The 15,063-nt window shown below is 71.5% G+C and carries 13 protein-coding genes; 5 read left to right on the top strand and 8 right to left on the bottom strand.

The window, feature by feature from the left end; all coding sequences use genetic code 11:
- Positions 1–75: 75 nt before the first annotated feature.
- The 5 genes from BR70_RS0111655 to BR70_RS0111675 form a co-directional block, all read right to left on the bottom strand.
- Positions 76–882 (bottom strand): carbohydrate ABC transporter permease, encoded by an 807-nt coding sequence (locus BR70_RS0111655; RefSeq protein WP_027466211.1) that lies wholly within the window; start codon positions 880–882, stop codon positions 76–78.
- Positions 883–968: 86 nt separating this feature from the next.
- On the bottom strand, positions 969–1,901 hold the full coding sequence (locus tag BR70_RS0111660; RefSeq protein WP_035809020.1) for a carbohydrate ABC transporter permease: 933 nt from the start codon (positions 1,899–1,901) through the stop codon (positions 969–971).
- Between the two features lie 5 nt (positions 1,902–1,906).
- Complete coding sequence (locus tag BR70_RS0111665) at positions 1,907–3,226, bottom strand: ABC transporter substrate-binding protein (protein ID WP_027466213.1); 1,320 nt, start codon at positions 3,224–3,226, stop codon at positions 1,907–1,909.
- Positions 3,227–3,850: 624 nt separating this feature from the next.
- Positions 3,851–4,957, bottom strand: a complete 1,107-nt coding sequence (locus BR70_RS20715; RefSeq protein WP_051596868.1) for a LacI family DNA-binding transcriptional regulator — start codon at positions 4,955–4,957, stop codon at positions 3,851–3,853.
- Positions 4,958–5,000: 43 nt separating this feature from the next.
- Positions 5,001–6,011: a LacI family DNA-binding transcriptional regulator gene (locus tag BR70_RS0111675; protein ID WP_027466214.1), complete on the bottom strand. Its 1,011-nt coding sequence runs from the start codon at positions 6,009–6,011 to the stop codon at positions 5,001–5,003.
- Positions 6,012–6,420: 409 nt separating this feature from the next.
- Here BR70_RS0111675 and BR70_RS20720 point away from each other — a divergent pair, with 409 nt between their 5' ends.
- The 4 genes from BR70_RS20720 (at position 6,421) to BR70_RS20725 (ending at position 10,404) form a co-directional block, all read left to right on the top strand.
- Positions 6,421–7,776, top strand: a complete 1,356-nt coding sequence (locus BR70_RS20720) for an MFS transporter (protein ID WP_081827361.1) — start codon at positions 6,421–6,423, stop codon at positions 7,774–7,776.
- A complete protein-coding gene (locus tag BR70_RS0111685) occupies positions 7,773–8,114 on the top strand; it encodes an L-rhamnose mutarotase (RefSeq protein WP_027466215.1) in 342 nt (113 codons plus the stop codon). Before BR70_RS20720 ends, BR70_RS0111685 begins: the two co-directional genes overlap by 4 nt.
- Positions 8,115–8,232: 118 nt before the next feature.
- Positions 8,233–9,165, top strand: a complete 933-nt coding sequence (locus tag BR70_RS0111690) for a metallophosphoesterase (RefSeq protein ID WP_027466216.1) — start codon at positions 8,233–8,235, stop codon at positions 9,163–9,165.
- 177 nt (positions 9,166–9,342) lie between these two features.
- Positions 9,343–10,404: an NADP-dependent oxidoreductase gene (locus tag BR70_RS20725; protein WP_051596869.1), complete on the top strand. Its 1,062-nt coding sequence runs from the start codon at positions 9,343–9,345 to the stop codon at positions 10,402–10,404.
- A gap of 52 nt (positions 10,405–10,456) precedes the next feature.
- Here the strand turns inward: BR70_RS20725 and BR70_RS0111700 are convergent, their stop codons facing one another.
- Genes BR70_RS0111700 through BR70_RS0111710 form a run of 3 tightly spaced genes read right to left on the bottom strand, consistent with a single transcriptional unit; the run spans position 10,457 to position 13,396 of the window.
- On the bottom strand, positions 10,457–11,317 hold the full coding sequence (locus tag BR70_RS0111700; protein ID WP_027466217.1) for an ABC transporter permease: 861 nt from the start codon (positions 11,315–11,317) through the stop codon (positions 10,457–10,459).
- A complete protein-coding gene (locus tag BR70_RS0111705) occupies positions 11,304–12,281 on the bottom strand; it encodes an ABC transporter ATP-binding protein (protein WP_027466218.1) in 978 nt (325 codons plus the stop codon). Before BR70_RS0111705 ends, BR70_RS0111700 begins: the two co-directional genes overlap by 14 nt.
- Positions 12,282–12,319: 38 nt before the next feature.
- Positions 12,320–13,396, bottom strand: coding sequence for a LolA family protein (locus tag BR70_RS0111710; RefSeq protein WP_027466219.1), 1,077 nt, complete (start codon positions 13,394–13,396; stop codon positions 12,320–12,322).
- 125 nt (positions 13,397–13,521) lie between these two features.
- Here BR70_RS0111710 and BR70_RS0111715 point away from each other — a divergent pair, with 125 nt between their 5' ends.
- On the top strand, positions 13,522–15,003 hold the full coding sequence (locus BR70_RS0111715; RefSeq protein WP_027466220.1) for an FGGY-family carbohydrate kinase: 1,482 nt from the start codon (positions 13,522–13,524) through the stop codon (positions 15,001–15,003).
- Positions 15,004–15,063 lie beyond the last annotated feature (60 nt).

Genomic DNA, 15,063 nt, shown 5'->3' on the forward strand with positions numbered 1-15,063 from the left:
GGTCGTGGGCCCGGCCGTCCGCCCGGGTGGGCGGTGTGGCGGAGGCGGGGCGCGCCTCCCGGCCGGGGTGGGCGGTCAGCCCTTGACGGCGCCGCTGGTCATGCCGGCGACGATCTGACGGTTGAAGAAGACGTAGAGGATCAGCGGCGGGATCGTGATGAGCAGCACGTCGGTGAACAGCAGGTTGAGCTGGCTGACCGACTGGCTCTGGAACGCGTAGAGCGTCTGCTGCACCGTCGCGTTCTCGGACCCCGGCAGGAAGTACAGCGGGTTCGTGAAGTCGTTGAACACCGTGACCGACTGCACGAGCACGACCGTGATGATCACCGGCTTGAGCAGTGGCAGCACCACCCCGAAGAACAGGCGGATCGGGCCGGCGCCGTCGAGCACGGCGGCCTCGTCGAGCTCCTTCGGGATCGTCGCGACGAACGCCCGGAACAGCAGGATGCAGAACGACAGGCCGAAGGTCGCCTCGATGAGGATCATCCCGCCCATGGTCTTGAACAGGTTGAGCCCCTGCAGCACCCAGATGGTCGGCACGATCGCCGGCGGCACGATGAGCCCCGCCAGCACGAAGAAATTGATCAGGCCGTTCCACTTGCTCGGTCGCCGCTGCAGGACGTACCCGACCATCGCGGAGAACACGACCATGACGGTGACGCTGCCGACGGTGAGCAGGGCGCTGTTCCAGAACGCGCGGAGGATCCCGCCGTCGCCGCTCTGGAACACCGCCTGCAGGTTCTGCCACAGCTGCCAGTCCGTCGGCAGGCTGAAGCCGAGCTGGTTCGCCTCGGCGGGGTTCTTCGCGGCCTGGAGCAGGACGAACACGAACGGCACCAGGAAGACGACGAAGCTGACGACGATGGCGATCGAGCCGATGATCCACCGGCGGGCACGCCCGGGGTGGCGGTTCCGGGTCGCCGGGGCAGGTGCACGGCCAGCCGTCCGACGGGTGCTGCCGATTGCGGTCACAGCTCTGCCTCCTTGCGGTTGAGGAGCCACGAGACGGGGACCATGATCGCCGTGACGACGACGAACAGGACCACGTTGCCGGCGGTGGACAGGCCGTAGAACCCGGCCTGGTACTGCTTGTAGATCACGCTCGCGATGACGTCACTGGTGAACCCCGGCCCGCCGCCGGTCATCGCCCAGATCAGGTCGAACGACCGCAGGCCGCCGATGAGCGACAGGATGATGACCGTGCCCATCGCGGGGCGGGACAGCGGCAACGTGATGTTCCGGAAGATCGACCACGCGCTCGCGCCGTCCACCCGTGCCGCCTCGAAGTACTCCTGCGGGATCGCCACGATGCCGGCGATGAAGATGAGCGTCGCGATGCCGACGCCCTTCCAGACGTCCACCGCTGCGACGCTCCACAGGGCGAGCGCCGGGTCGGTCAGCCAACCGGGGGTGGGTAGGCCGACCGAACCCAGCACGCCGTTGATGATCCCGTGGAACGGGTCCATCAGCGCCTTGAACGTGATGCCGATGCCGATGGTCGACACGAGCACCGGGAAGAACACGACCGCCCGCAGGTAGCCGCGCCCCAGCACGGGCGACGTGAGGAGCAGGGCGAGGGCGAGTCCGAGGACCACCTTCGCCGCGCTCGTCACGAAGCCGTACTGGAAGGTGTGCACGAACCCGGAGACGAGCTGTGGGTCCTGGAAGAACCGGACGAAGTTGTCGAAGCCGATGAAGGTCTGGTCGAACAGCGTCCAGCGGGTGAGCGAGAAGTAGAACCCGGCGAAGGTCGGGACCGCGAAGAACACGACGTACAGCGCGATCGCGGGGATGAAGAACCACGCGGGGTAGAACGAGCGCATCCGCTTGCGCGCTGGTCCGGGGCGGCCGGCCTTGCGTGTCTGCGGCGGGGCCACCGCCGTCGTGAGGGTCGCGGTCACACCGATCACCAGCCCTTGATGCCGAGCTGCTGTGCCTGCTGGACGACGTCGTCGTCGTACTGGTCGGCGCCCTTGCTCGCGGTGGTGATGCCCGAGCCGACCTGCACGCAGATCTTCTCGAGGTTCGGGCCCTTGATCGGGGACAGGAACTCGAGCGCGGGGCTCGCCTTGCCGTCGTCCAGGTACTTCTGCAGGTCGTCGATCATCGGGGGCACGTCGTCCGGCAGCGAGCAGGTCGAGATGACGTACGGGCCGGCGGGGGTGCCGGTGTCGTTCTGCACCTGGCAGCCCTCGGTGGAGTTCGCGAAGGCGACGAACTTCTTCGCCGCCGCCAGCTTGTCACCGGTGGTCGTCTTCGGGATGTACAGGCCGTTCGGCTCCCAGATCGTCAGGCTCGTGTCCGCGGCGTCCTCGGCCGGCAGGGCGAACGCGCCGATGTCGTCGACGGCGTCGGGGGAGTCCTGCTGGATCGCGGAGATCGCGTTCGTGAGCATCGGGTACTGCGCGCCGGTGCCGTCGGCCAGCATCTTCAGGCCGTTCGCCTGCGTGGCCGAGGCGTAGTCCTCGTTGTAGAGGTCCTTGTCCTTGCCCTCGGCGAGGTGCTGGAACCCGGCGAGTGCGGGTTCGTCGGCGTAGGACTCCTTGTTGGCGGTGTAGTCGTCCGCCCACTTCTCGTCCTGTGCGGTGATGTTCGCGAAGTCGCCGAGGACGAACAGCTGGCTCGTCCAGGTGTCGCCGTAGGTCTGGATGATCGGGGCGACGTCGCCGGCGTCCTTGATCTTCTCGCTGTTGCTGATGAACTCGTCCCAGGTGGTCGGGACCTTGAGGCCGAGGTCGTCGTAGACCTTCGTGTTGTAGAGCACCGCACCGCCGAAGCTCGTGCCGAACGGGGCGCCGTACATGCCCTTGTCGGTGCTGACGACCTTGGTGAACTGCGGGTCGACGTCGCCCGCCCACTTCTCGTCGGACAGGTCCACCAGGGTGTTGTCCGGGTTGAGGGCCTGCATGAGCGAGCCGGAGTTGTAGTTGAAGACGTCGGCGGCCTCGCCGGTCGACAGGCGGGTCTTGATCAGGTTGTCGCCGTCGGTGCCCTGGGGTCGGGTGTCGAACTTGACGGTGATGTCGGGGTTGGCCTTCTCGAAGGCCTCGATGAGCGGCTTCGCGGTGGCCGCGGTGGCCGGGGCGTTGTCGGCCTGGTAGGTGATCTCGACCTTGCCGCCGCCTTCGTCGGCGGAGCCGCCGGACGAGCACGCTGCGAGCCCGCCGATCAGGACCGTTGCGCCGCCGATGGCGATCGCGCGCTTGGTCACGGAACGAACTGACATTCCTTACCTCCTCGTAAGGCCCGGGGCTGGGGTACCCCGGGTGAAACGGACCCGGATCCCGCGCCGTCGCGGGGTCCGGTTACTGCGTTTTAGAACGTTTCAATCAGGATTGAACCACGCGGATTGAAGCGTGTCAATCGCTGTGCCGATTTCGTTACGCGATCCCGCAGCTCGCTCGCTCGTCCATTCGTTCGCTCGCTCGCCCATTCGTCCGGTGCGAGGTTTCACACTCCGTGACGGGCTCGCGGGCTCGCACGGAGTGCGGAACCTCGCACCGAACCGACGCGCGGTGCTGCACCGTGCGGTGGTCGCGCCGCCCGCCGGCCGGGAGGCCCGTGCCGGCCCCGCCCCGCGCCTCCCGTCCGGTGCCCGGTCGCGTTCGCGGGCCCGCGTCGCCTCGTGCGCGCCGGCGCGCCGGCCCGTGGCCCGCTCCCGCTGCCCGCACCGCCCGTGCGCGCCGACGTGCCGGCCCGCCGCCCGTGGCCCGTGGCCCGTGGCCCGTGGCCCGTGGCCCGCGAAGGCGACAGCGCGCCGCCGAACGTTCGCGCCGATCTGTCGCTCTGGCGGACCGGACGGCGTGGCCACCTGCGGATGTGTCGCTCTCGCGGGTCGGTCCGCCGCCGGTCAGGCCTCGGTGCGCCTCGGGTCGCTCGACGTGATCGTGCCCGCGACGGCGGCCGCGGCGGCTGCTGCGGCCGCGCCCTCGCGACCGAGCGTGCTCTCGCGCGGCACCAGCTCGCTGCCGAGCACGACGGTCCGGTGCACGTGCATCGGGTCGGTGAGTTCCTCGAGCAGCAGTTCCACCGCGGCCGCACCCATCTCCGAGCCGTGCATCGTCACCGAGGTCAGCGGCACCGCACCACCCCACGCCACGGAGTTGTGGTCGCAGCCCGACACGGGGATGTCCTCGGGGACGCGGATCCCGGCGGCTCGGAGCTCGGAGACGACGGCCATCGCGAGCAGGTCGGTCACACCCAGCACCCCGTCGGGGCGTTCGTCCTCGGGCATCCGGGCGATGCGGAGCCCGGCGTCGGTGCCACCCGGCGGGTCGATGTCCCCGGCGTCGACGTCGACGAGCTCGACCCCGGGATGCGCCGCGACGGCCCGCAGCACGCCGGCCCGTCGTCGGTCGACGGGCTGCAGGTCCGGACGGGCGCTCACGAACCCGATGCGTCGGCAGCCTCGGTCGATCAGGTGCTCGGTCGCCAGGAACCCGGCCTGCTCGTTGTCCACGACCACCGCGCACGCGTCGAGTTCGGTCGGTTCGTAGTTGACGTACACGACGGGCCGACCGTGGCGCCGCGCGACCTCGACCTGGTCGCGGGACTCCGTCATCGAGGCGAGCAGGATCCCCGACACCCGGGCGCTCTCGAGGTAGGCGAGGTGTTCGCCCTGCGCCTGCAGGTCGTCCTCGCTGCTGGCGATCAGCAGGGTGAAGCCGCGTTCCCGTGCGGCCAGCTGCGCGCCGTTGACCATGTCGCTGAACAGGGAGTTCCGCAGCGACATCACCACCAGACCGATCGCGCGCGTGCTGCCGGACACCAGCGCCCGGGCGTTGCGGTTCGGCGTGTACCCGAGCGCGTCGATCGCGTCCCGCACGCGTGCGGCGGTCGCGTCGGCGACCCGCTCGGGGTGGTTCAGGACGTTCGAGACGGTCGCGAGCGAGACCCCGGCCCGGGCTGCGACGTGGTGCACGCTCGGCGGACCGTCGCGCCGGGGGACATGCACCATGCTCCGATCGTAGGCGGCGGGGGAGCCCTGTCCGGACCGCGCCCTAGGCGTCGGCGACGGAGGACTGCCGCACCACGAGCTCCGGTGTGAACTCGACGTGCTCGAGGTCGATGTCCTGCCCCTGCTCGACCTGCTTCGTCAGGAGTTCGATCGCGCGACGACCGAGGTCCTGCGCGGGCTGCCGCACGGAGGTCAGTGGGACCACGGCGGACTCGGCGAACGCGATGTCGTCGAAGCCGACGATGGCGATCTGCTCGGGCACCGCGATGGTGCCGCGCATGATGAAGGCCTGTTCGAGCCCGACGGCGAGCAGGTCGTTGGCGGCGAAGACGGCGTCCGGGCGTTCGGCGGCCGGCCGTGCCTGGATCGCTTCGCCGATGCGGCGCCCTTCGAGCACGGACAGCGAGGTGGTCGGCAGGGCTTCGAGCCGGATGCCCGCGGCCTGTGCGGCGGCGAGTGCCCCGGCGTGCCGGTCGGCGACCTGGCGGATGCCGAACGGCCCGCCGACGAAGGCGATGTGGGTGCGGCCGATCGCCGCGAGGTGCTCGACCGCGATGCGACCACCGGCGATGTCGTCGACCGAGACCGAGGCGAAGTGCTCGTCGTCGGCGCGACGGTCCACCAGCACCACGGCGGTGCCCTGGTCACGCAGCCGCGCGAGGCGGGACAGGTCGTCCCCGGCGGGGGAGATCAGGAGTCCGGCGACACGGCGTTCCTCGAACAGGTCGACGTAGGTGCGTTCGCGGTCGGTCGACTCGTCGGAGTTGCCGATCAACACCGCGAGGCCGTTGTCCATCGCGGCGTCCTCGGCGCCCCGGGCGACGTCGGTGAAGAACGGGTTGCCCCCGTCGAGCACGATGAGCCCGACGGTGGAGCTGCGCCCGGCCCGGAGCTGCCGTGCGGAGTCGTTGCGGACGAACCCGAGCGTCGCGATCGCCGACTGCACGCGTTCCACCGTGCCGGGAGCGACCTTGTCGGGGCGGTTCAGCACGTTCGACACCGTGCCGAGGGACACGCCCGCGAGCGCTGCCACCTCTCGCACACTGACCGCCATGTGGCCATCCTGGCATCGGCGCGGTCCGCGCGGTCCGCCCGCGCCGTGATCTGTGGAAAACGCGGACGGGAGGCGCGGGGCGGGCCGGTGCCGGGCCTCCCTTCCAAGGGGTGGTCGCGTCGACTGCCCCGCGCACGGTGCAAGCCGCGCGGCTGGTGCGAGCCGCGCGGCTGGTGCGAGGTTCCGCACTCGGTGCGGGGTGGAAAGGCTCGCACGGAGTGCGGAACCTCGCACGGGGCGAACGCCCCCTCGCACGGTGCGGGCGCAACCTCGCGCGGGGCAAGCGCCCCCTCGCACGGTGCGAGGAGCAGCCCGGCGAACCCGCTCTTGCCAGCGCGCACACCGGAGCGCTATCGTCCTCGTCGTCCCGTTGAAACGATTCACCGACGAACACGCGAACGGAGGACCAATGGCGGTCCGCATCGGAGCCCGGAACACCACGGGCTGGAAGGCCACCGTCTCGGTGGCCATGTCGAACTACATCGAGTCGGGGTCGATCATCGCGATCGCCACGAGCCTCAGCCTGTGGCAGGCGGAGTTCCGGATCGGCGACCTCGAGGTCGGCCTGCTCGCGAGCCTGTCCGCGAACGCCTTCGGTGCCGCCGTCGGCGCGATCGTCGGCGGACCGCTGTGCGACCGGTACGGCCGGAAGTTCATCTACACGTACGACCTGCTCCTCTACATGCTCGGCATCCTGCTCGCGGTGTTCGCAGGCAGCTACGGCATGCTCCTGGTCGGCTTCATCCTGACCGGCATCGCCGTCGGTGCGGGCGTCCCGGCGAGCTGGACCTACATCGCCGAGCAGGCCCCCGCGGACAAGCGCGCGGCCCACGTCGGCACGGCACAGCTCGCGTGGTCGATCGGGCCGATGGTCGGGTTCGCCCTGGCGATCGCCGCCGCCCCGCTCGGCCTGCTCGGCAGCCGCCTCATCTTCGCCCACCTGTTCGTCGTCGCCGCGATCGTGTGGTGGCTCCGCCGCGGGCTGCCCGAGTCGGCGATCTGGAAGGACGAGCGCGCGGCCACCGGCACGGCGAACTTCTTCCACGGGATCACGCAGCTGTTCAGCCGCCGGAAGAACCTGACCGCGATGCTGTTCCTGTTCGGCGTCTACGCGCTCTGGAACACCGTCGCCGGGCAGGCCGGCATCTTCCAGCCCCGGGTGTACGCGGCGACCGGGGTCACGAGCGTCACCGAGCAGTACGGACTGCAGATCCTGGTCTGGGGCTGCACCGTTGCCGCGACGTACTTCGGCTTCATGCGGTACGCCGACCGGGTCAGCCGCCGCGCGCTCTACGCCGCCGGTGCCGTGCTGGCGATCATCGCGTGGGCCGTGCTCATCTACGCGCCCGCAAACCTCGGCACCCTGCTGTTCTTCGCCGTGGCGTGGGGCATCTCGTCGGGCATCGGCGCGCAGGCGTTCTACGGCCTGTGGACGAGCGAGCTCTTCGCCACCCGGTACCGCGCCAGCGCCCAGGGCGTGCTGTTCCTGGCCGCCCGCGTGATGGTCGGACTGTTGAGCATCTGGTTCCCGCTGCTGCTGTCGGACATCGGGCTGCGGGCCCTCGGCGGCCTGATCCTCGGGCTCCTCGCGCTGTCGTTCCTGGTCGGCACGATCTGGGCACCGCGCACCCAGGGCAAGACCCTCGAGGCGATCGAAGCCGAGCGCTACGGCACCGTCACCACGGTCACCGGGACGGTCCGCGCCGCCGACGAGCGCACCGTCCACGACGCCGAGCAGCGTCGCCGCGAACAGGCCGGCCGGTGACCCGCGTCTGCTTCCGGCTGCAGGTGCAGGTCGAGATGCTCGACGCCTACCGCGAGCGGCACGCCGCCGTGTGGCCGGCGATGCTCCGGACGATCGCGGCGGCGGGGCGGCGGAACTACTCGCTGTTCCTCGACGACGACGGACTGCTCATCGGGTACTACGAGACGGACTCGGTGGCCGATGCGGACGCCGCGCTCGCCGCGTCCGAGGTGGCCGCGGCGTGGGAGGCGCACATGCAGGACCTCTTCGCCGGGGCCACCGGGCGCGCCGACCAGACGGCGCGGGTGCTGCCCGAGGTGTTCAACCTCGAGGACCAGTTGGCCGCAGCACCGGACTGACGGTCGGACGCAGACTTCGTGAGCAGGAATGGTCGGGTCCGCTGGCACGACCCGACCCTTCCTGCTCACCAAGCGCCCGCAGCACCGGACTGACGGGGGCCGTGGCTACCGTGGACGCATGCAGCCGCCAGCATCCGGGACCCTCCGCATCCTCCACCTCTCCGACACCCACCTGACCGGCGACGGCGCCCTGCACCAGGGCGCGGTCGACACCACGGCCGCGCTCGAACGGCTGCTCGCCCACGTCGACCAGGTGCCCGGCATCGGGCTGGTGGTCGTGTCCGGCGACGTCTCCGAGGACGGCAGCCCCGAGTCCTACGCGACCGTGCGGGACCGCGTCGGCGGCTGGGCGGAGCGGCGCGGCGCGGCCTTCGTCGCGGTCCCCGGCAACCACGACCTGCGCGAGGGCTTCCGGCAGGTCCTGGCGAACGGGCACGTCCTGGGCCAGGGCGGCACGGCGCTGATGCACACGATGGAGTACCTGCCGCCGACGGTCCCGGTCTCCGGGCAGTCGGTCGTCGCCGGGCGCCGGATCGTGACCGTCGACACGAGCGTCCCGGGTGCCGGGTACGGCGAGCTCAGCGGCACGGCGCTCGAGCACCTGCGCACAGTCCTGGCCGAAGGCGCCCGCAGCGGCCCGGACGACGCCCCGCACGGCACCGTCGTCGTCCTGCACCACCCTCCGTTGCCCGCCCCGACCGAGCTGCACGAGGCCCTCCGCCTGCAGAACCCCGAGGCGCTCGCCGACGTCATCCGCGGTTCCGACGCGCGGGTCGTCCTCGCCGGCCACTACCACCACCACTTCGCCGGGTCGCTCGCCGGCGTCCCGGTCCTCGTCGCCCCCGGCGTCGCGAACGACACCGACGTCGTCGGCCCGTACGACGAGGAATCGGCCGTCGTCGACAGCGGCGCACTCGTCGTCGACGTCGCCGCAGACGGCTCCGTCTGGTCGACACCGCTCCGCGTGCCCCGGGGCGACGCCGACCCGCGGGCGTTCCGCCTCGACCCCGAGACGGTCCGCGCCGTCATCGCGGCCGCCGGCAAGCACTGAGCCCGGTCCCCACGCGCCGTGGACGCGCGTGACGACGGCCTGGAGGCCCGTGGCGGCGCCGCCACGGGCCTCCAGTCCGTCGTCTGGTCACGTCCACAGCCGCGGTACCCCACGTCTTCGGGTTGCGTGCGGGAACACCGAGTAGCACGGACGCACACCTGGAGCGAAGGAGCACCCATGCGAGTCGGCAGTGCAGTGCAGTACGACCGGTACGGCGACTTCGACGTCGTCGAGCTCGTCCCCCAGCAGAAGCCCGAGGCCGGACCGGGCGAGATCGTCGTCGAGATCGTGGCCGCGGGCCTGAACCACATCGAGCGGTTCCTGCGCGAGGGGAAGCTCCGCGACCACGTCGACCTCGAGTTCCCCGCACACCAGGGCGTCGACTTCGCCGGCATCGTGCGCGCGCGGGGCGACGGCGTGAAGGACCTCCGCATCGGCGACGAGGTGATGGGGCACGCGCCGACCGGCGGCGCCCACGCCACCTGGATCGCGGTGCCGCGCGGCGCCGTCATCAAGAAGCCGGAGCACGTCGGGTGGGAGGTCGCCGGCGGCCTGTACCTGGCGGGCTGCACCGCGGTGTCGGTCGTCCGGTCGCTCCGGCTCGGACCGCAGGACACCGTCGTCATCTCGGCCGCAGCCGGTGGCGTCGGACACATCGAGTGCCAGCTGGCGCACGACGCCGGCGCGACCGTGATCGCCCTCGGCAGCCCCCGCAACCACGACTACCTGCGACAGATCGGCACACTGCCCGTCGCCTACGGCGAGGGCGAGGAAGACCGCATCCGCGACATCGCCGACGGTCGGCCGATCACCGCGTTCATCGACAACCACGGGGAGAGCAACGCCGAGCTGCTGGCCGAACGTCTCGGCGTCGGCCAGGAGCGGTTCGTGTCGTCGGAGGAGCGCCGGGACATCGAGGTCCGGTTCCTCCGTGCGCCCGCCGAGGACGAGGAGACCCGCGAGCTGCTCACCCTGCTGGCGAAGGCCGTGCAGGATCGCCGGGTGCAGGTCCTGATCTCGGGCTTCTACCCGTTCGAGTACATCGTCGAGGCGTACGAGGACCTGGCGGAGATGAAGTCCCGCGGCAAGGTCGTGATCGGGATGCAGACGGTGGAGACCGGGGCGCGGCTCGACTGGTACCGCTCCGAGAAGGCCCGTGACCTGCGCGACCGGTACGCCGATGCGCGGGGGACCGACACGGAGACGATGGCCGGCGGATCGGCGTCGCCCGCGAGCTGAGCAAGCTCAGCGTCGCAGGGGCCCGACACCTTCGTGCCGGGCCCCTGCCGCGTCAGCTCAGGATGTCCTTGGAGGCGAACCGGCTGTACGCCAGCGCCCCGAACACCACGACGTACCCGAGCTGCAGCACCGCGTTCGACCCGAACGAGTCGAACGAGATCGGGTCGCGCAGCAGGTCGCCGAACCCGAGCCACTGGTGCGAGAACAGGAACGGGTGCAGCCAGTCGAGCTGGGGGAGCTGGTCGAGCACCTGCGACGCCCCGGCGAGCACGACCGTCGCGGCCATCGCACCGACCGGAACGTTCGTCAGCGTCGACGTGAACATGCCGATCGCCACGAGCCCGAGCATCGACATCGCGACGTACAGCGCGAGCAACAGGGCGCGGCCGGCGTACGACCAGCCGCCCACCTGAGTGCCGGACAGCAGCGTGACGGGGCCGATCGGGAACAGCACGGCGCCGATCGCAGCACCGACCAGCACCACCAGCAGGGTGGCGGCCAGGCAGAACGCGACGGCACCGGCGAACTTCACCAGGATGAACCGCACGCGGCCCGTCGGCGCGACGAGCAGGTAGCGGATCGTGCCGTGGCTGGCCTCGCCCGCGACGGTGTCACCGGCGACCACGCCGACGGTCAGCGGCAGGAACAGTGGGATCGACACGGTCAGCGCGGTGAACGCGACGAACAGGCCGTTGTTGGTGATGTCGCCGAGGAACGCCGGCCCGCCGTCGTCGCCGTCGGTGGTGAGCTTCACGGCGACCGCGATCAGGATCGGCACGAGCGCGAGTGCCCCGAGCATCGCCCAGGTGCGGCGACGCCGGAACACCAGCGCGAGTTCGGAACCGAGCAGTGCGAACGGGCGCTGCCGGCGGCGGACGGGCAGGTCGCGCACGGCCGCGTCAGGCTGCGACATCGAATCCCTCTCCGGTGAGTGCGACGAACAGGTCCTCGAGGGTGCCGCCGCCCACCGTCAGGCCGCGCACCCGGACGTCGGCGCGCACGAGCTCCGCGGTGATCGTCTCGGGCAGCAGCTCGTCCGGCAGGTCGGCCACCAGCACGTCGGCCCCGCCGTCGTGCCGCGGCGTGAGCCCGAGTCGGGTGAGGACGGAACCGGCCTGCCCGACGTCGGGCGTCCGCACGGTCACGGTCCGGGCCCCGGCTGCGCGCAGCTCGTCGAGGGGGCCCTGCGCGACGATCTTGCCCGTCCGCATGACGGCTGCGTGCGTGCAGACCTGTTCGATCTCGGCCAGCAGGTGGCTCGACACGAACACCGTGGTGCCGTCGTCGGCCAGGGAGCGGATGAGGTTGCGGACCTCGCGCGTGCCCTGCGGGTCGAGGCCGTTGGTCGGCTCGTCGAGCACCAGCAGGTCGCGCGGGGACAGCAGGGCGTTCGCGAGACCGAGCCGCTGCTTCATGCCGAGGGAGTACGCGTGCGCCTTCTTGTCCGCCGCGTGGATCAGCCCGACGCGGTCGAGCGCATCGGCGACGCGGGCCTTGCGGGTACGTGGGTCCGACGTGGGGTCGGCGGCGTCGAAGCGCTGCAGGTTGGCCCGGCCGGACAGGTACGGGTAGAAGGCCGGCCCCTCGACGAGCGCGCCGACGCGGGGCAGGACGTCGTGCAGCGCCTTCGGCATCGGTTCGCCGAGCAGCTCGATGGTGCCGCCGCTCGCGCTCGAGAGCCCGAGCAGCATCCGGATCGTGGTGGTCTTGCCGGAACCGTTCGGCCCGAGGAACCCGAACACCGCGCCGCGCGGCACCGCCAGGTCGATCCCGTCGACCGCGCGCTGCTTACGGAACACCTTCTGGAGGCCCGTGGTGCGGATCGCCAGGTCGGGCGCCGGTGCCGCCGTGCTCGCCCCGCGATCGGCCGTGCTCACCTCGTGGTCGGCGGTGCGCACCTCGTGGTCGTCCGCGCTCACTTCGCGGCGTCGACCAGGGATGCGACCGGCACGGCACCTGCGAGCACGCGGCCGTCGTCGGTCAGGTAGACCGAGACGAGCGACGTCTGCACGGCACGGCCGCCGTCGACGGGCTTGGTCAGCTGGTCGAGCAGGCCGGAGGCCTCGCCCTCGAGCCCGGACCGGTCCACCGTGCCGGCGGGGAGCTCGGCGATGGTGCTCCAGCCCGTGCCGGTGAAGGTCGGCTCGTCACCGCTCGGGGTGCCACGGCGGTCGCCGTGCTCGCCCTTCGCGTGGGATCCGGCGTCGGACAGGTCCTTCTCGGTGACCTTGGCGTTCGACGGCGGGGTGAAGTCGAAGAGCCGGGCCGCCGGGGCGCCGTAGTCGAGGCTCGTGAACCCGACCTGCACCGCGGGGTCGTCCGCGCCTGCGGCCTGGACGCTCGCGCGGAGCGGGAGTCCGGTCTGCTGGTCGACGGCCAACCGGACGGCTCCGACGAGGGTGTCGGACGACTTCGGCGTCAGGGTGATCTGCCAGGCGTCGTGTCCGGCGACGCTGACCTCGGTCGGCTTCGACACCGTAGTGGTCGGGGTGATCGCGTCGATGGCCTGCTTCGCGATGTCGGCCGGGGTGGTCGTCCCGCCCTGCGGGTCCTTCGCGGTGTCGCTCGGCAGGGTCACGTGCGTGGCCGTGCGCTCCTTCGAGTCCCAGGTCCAGACGTCCGAGCCGTTGCGGACGACGTCCTGCTCGGCGAGCTGCTGCGTCAGCTGGACGCGCTGCTTGTCGGGGCCGTCGACGTAGACCCGGGCGGTGTGCGACGCAGTGAGCAGCCCGAGCACGTCGGAGGCGTCGCCCTCGAGCGAGGAGCCGCCCGAACCCGTCGGCAGTTCGGGGAGGCCGAGCGCGCTCGTCTGCGAGAGCTTCCCCGAGTACTGGGCGTCCGACGACTTCGCGATGCTGGCGATGACGGCCGCCGCGCTGGGGTTCGTCCCCGCGATCGGGTCGTTCGCGGCGTTCGCGATCATCGGGGCGGCAATTGCGCCGGCGACGACGACCGGTGCGATGACGGCTGGCAGCCAGGCTGACTTCTTCATCGGGTTCCCCTCGTGGAGCATTGGAGTCGTCGGTACGGTACGTCCGGCCCCCGACAGGCAGCTGGGCGTCGCTCGTAGACTCGTGGCGCGACCGGCGGCGGTCGTGTGGCGGCGAAGGAGGCGGCATGCGAGCGGTGCTCGGTCTGGACATCGGGACGTCGAGCACGAAGGCGTTGCTGGCCCGGTTCGACGGCACCGTGCTCGCCGAGGTGAGCCGCCGACACGACGTCGACCGTCCCGAGCAGGGCCTGGTCGAGATGGACTCCGCAGTCTGGTGGGAAGAGTTCACCGCCCTCACCCGCTCGCTGCTCGACCGCGTGCCCGACGTCGAGGTGCAGGCGGTCGGCGTGAGCGGCATCGGACCGTGCGCGCTGCTGACCGACGTCGACGGTGCGCCGCTCGGCCCGGCGATCCTGTACGGCATCGACACCCGCACGGCGACGCTGCTCGACGACGTCACGGCGGAGCTCGGCGGCGAGGGCGCGATCCGTGCCCGCTGCGGCTCCGCCCTGAGTACGCAGGCCGCCGGCGTCAAGCTCGCCTGGCTTGCCCGGCACGAACCCGACGTCTGGGCGCGGGCTGCCCGGTTCACGATGCCGTCGTCCCGCGTGGTCGAGCGGCTGACGGGTGAGTACGTCCTCGACCACCACTCGGCCAGCCAGACGACACCCCTCTACGACGTGCACGTGAACCGGTGGATCCCGGAGTGGTGCGACCGACTGGCGCCCGGTCTCGCCATGCCGCGCCTGCTGTGGTCGGGCGACCAGGCGGGCGTCGTGACGCCCGAGGCAGCCGCGGCCACGGGCCTCCCGGCCGGCATCCCCGTGACGGCCGGGACCATCGACGCCTGGGCCGAGGGTGTGAGCGTCGGTGAGTCCGTGCCGGGCCGGATGTTCCTGCAGTACGGAACCACGATGTTCATGATCGTTCCGACGGCCGAACCCACGGCGGTGCCGGGGATGTGGACGACCGTCGGCACGCACCCGGGCCAGCCGAGCGTGTCCGGGGGGATGGCGACCTCCGGGGCGATCACGGACTGGTTGCGACGGCTGGTCGACGGCGAGTGGTCGACCATGCTCGAGGAAGCGCGGTGCTCCGGCATCGGGGCGAACGGGCTGCTGATGCTGCCGTACTTCGCGGGGGAGCGGACGCCGATCGCCGACCCCGACGCCCGCGGAGTGCTCGCGGGACTGACGGTCCGGCACACGCGCGGGGACATCTACCGGGCGACGCTCGAGGCGACGGCGTACGCGGTACGGCACCACCTCGAGGCGCTGCGCGACGCCGGGGTCGAGGTCCGCGAACTCGTCGGGGCCGGCGGCGGGCTGCTCGGACGGCTGTGGCCCACGATCGTGTCGGACGTCACCGGGCTGCGGCAGACGGTGCCGAGCGTGACGATCGGTGCGTGCTTCGGCTCGGCGTACCTGGCTGCCGAGCTGGTCGCGGGGCCGGGCGACACCGTGGACATCGGTGCGTGGAACCCACCGGCGACGGTGATCGAGCCTGACCCTGCGGCGACCGCGGCGTACGAGGCCGGCTACCGGGACTACCGCGAGCTGTACGAGGCGACGAAGGCCGTCGTGCACCGCCTGGCCGCCCGCGGCTGAGCGGCGCGGAACGGCCCGCGGGACACCGGTGTCCGCGTGCCGAACACCCGAGCGGGCGTG

The sequence above is a fragment of the Curtobacterium sp. UNCCL17 genome (assembly GCF_000686685.1).
Classification (GTDB): Bacteria; Actinomycetota; Actinomycetes; order Actinomycetales; family Microbacteriaceae; genus Curtobacterium; species Curtobacterium flaccumfaciens.

Bases quoted from the DNA above. Each gene is read 5' to 3' on its own strand.
- BR70_RS0111665 (WP_027466213.1), bottom strand. From the start codon at position 3,226: ATGTCAGTTCGTTCCGTGACCAAGCGCGCGATCGCCATCGGCGGCGCA.
- BR70_RS20715 (WP_051596868.1), bottom strand. From the start codon at position 4,957: ATGGTGCATGTCCCCCGGCGCGACGGTCCGCCGAGCGTGCACCACGTC.
- BR70_RS0111675 (WP_027466214.1), bottom strand. From the start codon at position 6,011: ATGGCGGTCAGTGTGCGAGAGGTGGCAGCGCTCGCGGGCGTGTCCCTC.
- BR70_RS20720 (WP_081827361.1), top strand. From the start codon at position 6,421: ATGGCGGTCCGCATCGGAGCCCGGAACACCACGGGCTGGAAGGCCACC.
- BR70_RS0111690 (WP_027466216.1), top strand. From the start codon at position 8,233: ATGCAGCCGCCAGCATCCGGGACCCTCCGCATCCTCCACCTCTCCGAC.
- BR70_RS20725 (WP_051596869.1), top strand. From the start codon at position 9,343: ATGCGAGTCGGCAGTGCAGTGCAGTACGACCGGTACGGCGACTTCGAC.
- BR70_RS0111700 (WP_027466217.1), bottom strand. From the start codon at position 11,317: ATGTCGCAGCCTGACGCGGCCGTGCGCGACCTGCCCGTCCGCCGCCGG.
- BR70_RS0111710 (WP_027466219.1), bottom strand. From the start codon at position 13,396: ATGAAGAAGTCAGCCTGGCTGCCAGCCGTCATCGCACCGGTCGTCGTC.
- BR70_RS0111715 (WP_027466220.1), top strand. From the start codon at position 13,522: ATGCGAGCGGTGCTCGGTCTGGACATCGGGACGTCGAGCACGAAGGCG.